We start from the raw sequence: 6,001 nt of genomic DNA, 5'->3' as shown, positions 1-6,001 counted from the left end.
TTCGACGAGCGCTTCCCTGTCGACGTCATTCACACCATCGATGTGGGCGCGGCGACGGACATCATCGTCGGAAATATCATAGAGGGCCAGCTCAATGCCGTCCGACGAATGACAGTTGGCACAGGCGCCTTTTTCAATGCCGTTGAGGTCCTTACGCTGCTTACGCCAGATGGCAAGACCGGTTGCTATTTTTTGATCCATATCGGTTTCACTGAAGGTGCCGATGGCGGCCTTGTCACCGTCTTCACCGGTTGGAAGATCCTTGGTGTTGTCACTCAGTGACGAGCTTTCGGGCCTCGTGACCTCGCTTTTTTCCCCACAGCCGCTTCCCAGAGCGACAAGAAGAAGAGGAAGAGCAGTTGCTTTTTTGAGCATTGGTTTTCTCCTGTGGATGATTCGAGTAAATGCATAATCCGTTCGAAGCTTTCGAGCAAGATTTTTCAGGTGATAAAATTCGCTTCTGCCAATTATCATTCAAACATGATGAAACTCCACAAGTATAACTGCTCATGATGTTATGAATTGAACAGCACTGTCTCTGAGCGCATTCAGTTGACACGATGATTATCGAGTTTTCCACGGAGTAAAAGGGGTCGACGGAATTTGAATTATAGTATTCAATCCCAGCTTGAGTCACGTTACGATCGTGGAGGTTCCAGCCGGCACCCAAGTAATCACGTTTCTCCCTGATACGTAGCGAAGCCACTCAATCTAATATAAGGGGTTCGACAGCGTTGCTGTCGAACTCCAACATCATAGTATTGTAAGGAGGTCAGCTTTTCGCGATTTTGTCAGGAGGTGCAATCTCATAACGCTTTATTAATTTCGATTCTGACGGCAGAAAGAGCGGCTTTTATTCGCTGATCACGGGGTGATAATGCATAGCTTATGTCGGACGAACCGGCGTCAAGCAGAGCATCCATGGAAACGATCAAGTCTTGTATTTTAGCCAGAGTCAGTGCGCGGATGTTTGCGTCGACCAGGCCGCTCTTGTTGGTGGCGCGCTTATCAGATGGAAGCAAGTAGTCTTTAACCAAAGTGCCCATTTTTATCTTCAGGTCTCCTTCCACTCAATTCATACCACGAAATATACAGAGCTGAGCTCGCGGTTGGTCCATGCGGGCGATAAACCTGTTCAGTTTGGTGAACTGTTTTACTCAGCCTGGGCTCGAGCGCACTGAAGAGTCTCCAGGTTACGCTTCGTTATCCATCTCGCCATGTTGGAAGGACAACGATTCGCGCGTTTGAACAAAGATGCGATTGTGGTCGATCCACTTTTGCTGGACCGTGATCGATAGCAGGAAAAGTACTTCCAATATTCACTCCCTGTCCGCTCTTTGCGACAAAACAGGTTAAGGATTTTCAGTTGAACTCTTCAGTCGAGATCGTATAGAAAGGGTCTGGAAATAGACAAAACCATGTGACGACCCAGAAGTCATCTTCGGCCTTTAACAGAAATTTATTCCACGCGTTGACCTCATCGTGCTCATTCCGAGCGCTGTTCGTTTTCGGAACGGTCATGTTCGATTTTTCAGTGAAGTGAGACATTGTCGTCAACGATATGTTGAAAGTACCGGAATCTCTGTCCGGCGCTTGAATGTGTTTTTCAATCTTGGAGATGTGAAATGCGGTACTTCAGTTTTTTGGCATTTGTGTATATTGGATCGGTTTCACTTCCAGGTCAGTCCGCAGAAAGGCTCGACCAGGCGCAGATAGAGGCTGGGCTTAAACCTGATCTGGCTGCTGAACAGAAACGGGTAACTGCCGTTCCCTTGTCGGCCACAGATATAGTCATTGAGTGGAAGGCGCCCAAGTTGGAGGCGGAATCGTTTGTGATTGAAAGGCGCTCCCTAACATCAGACGCATGGATCAGCGTGGCGACGCTTGGAGGTCATGCGCGACTTTATCGCGATAACGGGTTGGCTCCTCGGACGGTATACGAATATAGGGTGACCGCGACGACTGCAGGCGCGGATTCGGTCCTTGATAAATCGATTTTTGCAAAAACGGATGACCCAGCTCGCAGAACCATATTCTTCGTATCTGCCAATACTGGGAACGACAATAACCCCGGCACCGAAGCTTTGCCTTGGAAAAGCCTTCAGCACGCTCACAAAAGACTGCAACCTGGTCAAACCGTGCTTGTCAAAGCCGGCGAGTACAGGAGTAAGAATTTCGCGGTACTGGCAATTACAAACTCTGGACGCCCGGATGCCTGGATTACCTATCGGAATTTCCCCGGACAAAGGCCTGCGATCAGGAGTACAGTCCGCGCAAACTGGAGCGGCATCGACGTGAGGCACGCGTCCTACATTGTCATCGATGGATTTGAGTTCATCGGGCATAGCAGCGAAGTGAACTTAAAAGAAGCTCTCGCTGAAATGAGAAAACCCACGCCTTATGCCAGTTCCAGTGGAATTAGCGTGGAAAGCAGGGACCTGAAAAAGCCTATCGCCCACCATGTCATCATCCGCAATAATTATATTCATGACCATCCTCTTGCCGGCATAGGCATCAACGGCGCCGACTACGTTACCCTTGATAACAACAGGGTTGCTTATAATAGCCGCTTTTCATCCTACGGCGGATCAGGGATATCCATCCTCGTGCCACGGGATAGTGACAAAAACACGACTGCGTATAAGTTTATCGTGAGGAACAATGTCAGCAAGGGAAACTCGAACGAGGTCGCATGTGGATGCTATGGTTACAAGCAGCCCACCGATGGAAACGGGATTATTCTTGATTCCTACAAGGCCTATAAAGGGCGCACGCTTATAGCCAATAATCTTGTTTATAACAACGGCGGCCGGGGTATGCATATTTTCCATGCAGGAAACGCGGACGTGTTTTTTAACACATCGGTTCGAAATTCAAAAATAGCTATCACGGGCGACGGCGAGATCACTGTGGTGGAGTCAAAAAACGTGCGGGTGCGTGACAATATCATGGTCGCCCGTGACGATCGACCTGTCAACAGTACAAGAAAATCTCAAAATGTAGATTTCAGCTATAATATCGTGTCTGGTGGCACCCGCTTCGCTGCGACCAACAATGACACCAATCGTCTTGATACAGACCCGCTTTTTGTCAACGGGGATGGCTCTCAGAGTGCCGGCTTTGCTCTTAGGCCTGACAGTCCAGCGATAGACAGTGCCTCGGGGACAGTACCCTCGCCAGGAAATGATCTTTACCTGGGGGCACGTGGACAGGGTTCATTGGCTGATGTTGGAGCTCTTGAAAGCAATTGATGATGCGACGCCACCTGGCGTTTTTCCAGGGGGCCTGGCTGGCTTGACACCAGGCTCCCACAGCTCGCTTGGTCCACCTGACCAACCGTGAGGGGCGGCAAAAGCCTCTCATTGACCCCCCCGCCATTCCTTGTGGTTCGTTGGCCATGTTTCATACAGGATGTCGCATTCCCCGCCTGGTCATCGACGGAACCTATCGTCATGCTGCGAATTCGAGCAGTCGTCAGACAAGGTCAGAATCACTTCGATCATTTCACGAGTTCATAATGTAAATGAGAAATCGGATGGACTTCTGAATTTGCATTAATTTATTTGATTATAATCATAGAGCATGTGAGAAGAAGGGGATGTCCAGCTAACCCAAATTTTATAATCATTAATTCTTTTGGAAAGCAAATCGTTATGAAGCATTTCGATTTCAGTGCAGTGTTAGGTTTGGTGTTGTTAACAGCTTGCGGGCAGGGGACGCCGCAGGTTGGTAAGGTCAAGGGCCATGCGGAATACATCAATGAGAAATACACGGCGCAGACAAGTAAAGACAATTTGCTTGTCAGACCCATCGCTGTGCCTGAATACAGGCCTTCAAAAAGCGTCATTATTTCTCTGACCGTTTTAACCTCATCGCAGCAACATGCCATGGCCAAAGCATTGCTGGATAGTGACTTGGAGACACTTTACGTCATGGTGCCTCGGTCTTACGGCTACAAAACGGCTGCACAGAGTCCCGATTTCAAGGCTCTGAAAAGCCTGGGCGCCGACCTCAGCAAAATCGTTTTGGTGCCCGCGAAGGATTCGTCCGAGAAAGTTTCAGATGGGGTCAGCGGGAAAACGTATTTAACGGTATGGGCGCGCGATTGGTCGCCACAAACCGCCTATACGTCTGCCGGTCAGCTCGTGCTTCTCGATTTTAACTATTACTCCAATCGCGATGCGGATGATTCCGCTGCGCGCTCGCTCGTTGATCTTTTTAATCAGGATCTGCCAGTCTCCGCTATTGTCACGAGCCCTGAGGTCGTAAGCCGCGTCAGCGTTCCTGTCTATAATGAAGGGGGCAACTTCATGAATAATGATGATGGTGACTGCCTGATGACATCGCGTGTAACCGACGCCAATAGTCCGCAAGCCATAGCCCAAGCCGCGGCGGACAATTCCCGCAAGAATATTACTAACGACGAAGTCATGGACAAGCAGGAGATTATCCGTCAGTACACAGAAAAAGCCGGTTGCAAACGTGTGACCATTTTCCCGAGAATTCCCTATGAAGGCACGGGTCACATTGATATGTGGGCCAAATTTCTGGATAATAAGACTGTCATAGTTAACGAATTACGTGATGAAGTCGTCAATATTGACTGGTACACAGATGAAGAGCGCAGCAAAGCAAAAGAAGTGCAAACCTATTTGGATGCTCGTGCAAGAGATATCGCCAACCTCGGTCTCACTGTCATTCGCATTCCGATGCCAGCTATTGTATTCGGCTATGCAGCCTACAATAATGCAAGTAAAACAGAAATTTTGGAAGTTCCCGATATCTGGCGCTCCTATACGAACTCAATTACTGTTAACGGTACCGCAGTCACACCACGCTACAAGGCGATGGATGCAGACGGTTATGTTTATGATGCAGCCACCAGCAAAGTTTTGGGTACAGTCCCCCTAACGAATGCTTACCCCGATGCAGGCCTGATTAAGAGCTATGAGGATGAAGCGCGGCGAGCTTATGAATCCGCGGGCTATAAAATGAACTTCGTGACGGTCGATAATCTGATTTCCATTGGGGGTGCTATCCACTGTACAACGATGCAAATAGCTAAAAATCCAGACATCCTCTGATTATTTTCTGACTATGAAAAAAGCCGCTCTCATCCGAGCGGCTTTGGTCAATTGTTTCTTCAGGATTAAAGCGCGAGAGTATTGACGAACGAGCTCAGATCGAGACATGCCTGGTTGCTGAGTCCACCGAGGTTGATCGTGCTTCCACTCGGGTCAATGGTCAGAACAAAGAGACCATTATTGCAGCTGCCGCCTACTGTTTTATGGAGATCAGGGAGTGCCCGGAAACCAGAGTTCGGCACCGTTATATTGGTCAGCGCACTGGCCAAAGTCTCACAGCCGTCAAAGCGAGCGCCAGAGTTATTTGTAAAGCTTCCGCCGGAATTTATACTGATCAGCAAGAATGAATTTTGGCAGCTTGCAGCGAAACGCCATTCCCCTGCTCCAGGCTTCAAGATATCCCGGCCTGTGACAGTTCGTTCCTCTTCCCCGTAAGAAACAGACACCTGCATGTCCTGCAATCCCTTGTTCACTTCAACCAGGGTCTTTCCCGTGATGGTTATGCTGATACCCTGATTCACCAGGACCGACGTCAGCACAGCAGGCCCCGGGTACGTGGCCTTCCATGTGGGAGTCGAGGGCAGACTTGCCGGTTTACCCTCGCTGTCTCCTAAAAAGCAGTCAACGGTCGCTTTCAGATTCTCTTGAACGGGGGCTGTCGTCCAATCGCAAAGCAAAGGGTACCCTGGCAACCCAACGGGCTCCTCGGAGCCTTTGTCTGGCTTTCCCTGAAGAGTATTTGTGTCAGTTGCGGGCTGCCCCGAATTAATATTTTTTGGCTTGCAAGCTGCCGCATGAAGCGCCATTATGGCTGAAAATATCCAGACATAGCGTCGCATTATGACACCCTCCTCGAGCAGACACCAAGGAAAAAATTCATTCAGCAAGACCTTTTAAAATGGGCATATGCATAAAGC

6 protein-coding genes are annotated in these 6,001 nt (G+C 49.2%); 2 read left to right on the top strand and 4 right to left on the bottom strand.

Annotation, left to right across the window (positions count from 1 at the left end):
- The 3 genes from VE954_RS32375 to VE954_RS32365 all read right to left on the bottom strand — a co-directional run.
- Positions 1-375 (bottom strand): hypothetical protein (locus tag VE954_RS32375; protein WP_324960822.1); only part of this gene is annotated, 375 nt, incomplete at its 3' end.
- Between the two features lie 431 nt (positions 376-806).
- On the bottom strand, positions 807-1,046 hold the full coding sequence (locus VE954_RS32370) for a hypothetical protein (RefSeq protein ID WP_324960820.1): 240 nt from the start codon (positions 1,044-1,046) through the stop codon (positions 807-809).
- A gap of 147 nt (positions 1,047-1,193) precedes the next feature.
- Positions 1,194-1,316 carry a hypothetical protein gene (locus VE954_RS32365; RefSeq protein ID WP_324960818.1) on the bottom strand — a complete coding sequence of 41 codons (123 nt, stop codon included), beginning with the start codon at positions 1,314-1,316 and terminating at the stop codon, positions 1,194-1,196.
- Between the two features lie 309 nt (positions 1,317-1,625).
- Here VE954_RS32365 and VE954_RS32360 point away from each other — a divergent pair, with 309 nt between their 5' ends.
- Positions 1,626-3,251 carry a right-handed parallel beta-helix repeat-containing protein gene (locus VE954_RS32360; protein ID WP_324960816.1) on the top strand — a complete coding sequence of 542 codons (1,626 nt, stop codon included), beginning with the start codon at positions 1,626-1,628 and terminating at the stop codon, positions 3,249-3,251.
- A gap of 402 nt (positions 3,252-3,653) precedes the next feature.
- Positions 3,654-5,084, top strand: a complete 1,431-nt coding sequence (locus tag VE954_RS32355; RefSeq protein ID WP_324960814.1) for an agmatine deiminase family protein — start codon at positions 3,654-3,656, stop codon at positions 5,082-5,084.
- Positions 5,085-5,149: 65 nt separating this feature from the next.
- Here VE954_RS32355 and VE954_RS32350 read toward each other — a convergent pair whose 3' ends face one another.
- Positions 5,150-5,761: a hypothetical protein gene (locus VE954_RS32350; protein ID WP_324960812.1), complete on the bottom strand. Its 612-nt coding sequence runs from the start codon at positions 5,759-5,761 to the stop codon at positions 5,150-5,152.
- Positions 5,762-6,001 lie beyond the last annotated feature (240 nt).

Origin of the sequence: Oligoflexus sp., assembly GCF_035638955.1 — a bacterium.
Classification (GTDB): Bacteria; Bdellovibrionota_B; Oligoflexia; order Oligoflexales; family Oligoflexaceae; genus Oligoflexus.
Note: the sequence above shows the minus strand (reverse complement) of the source record. Positions and strands in the feature narration are given on the sequence as shown.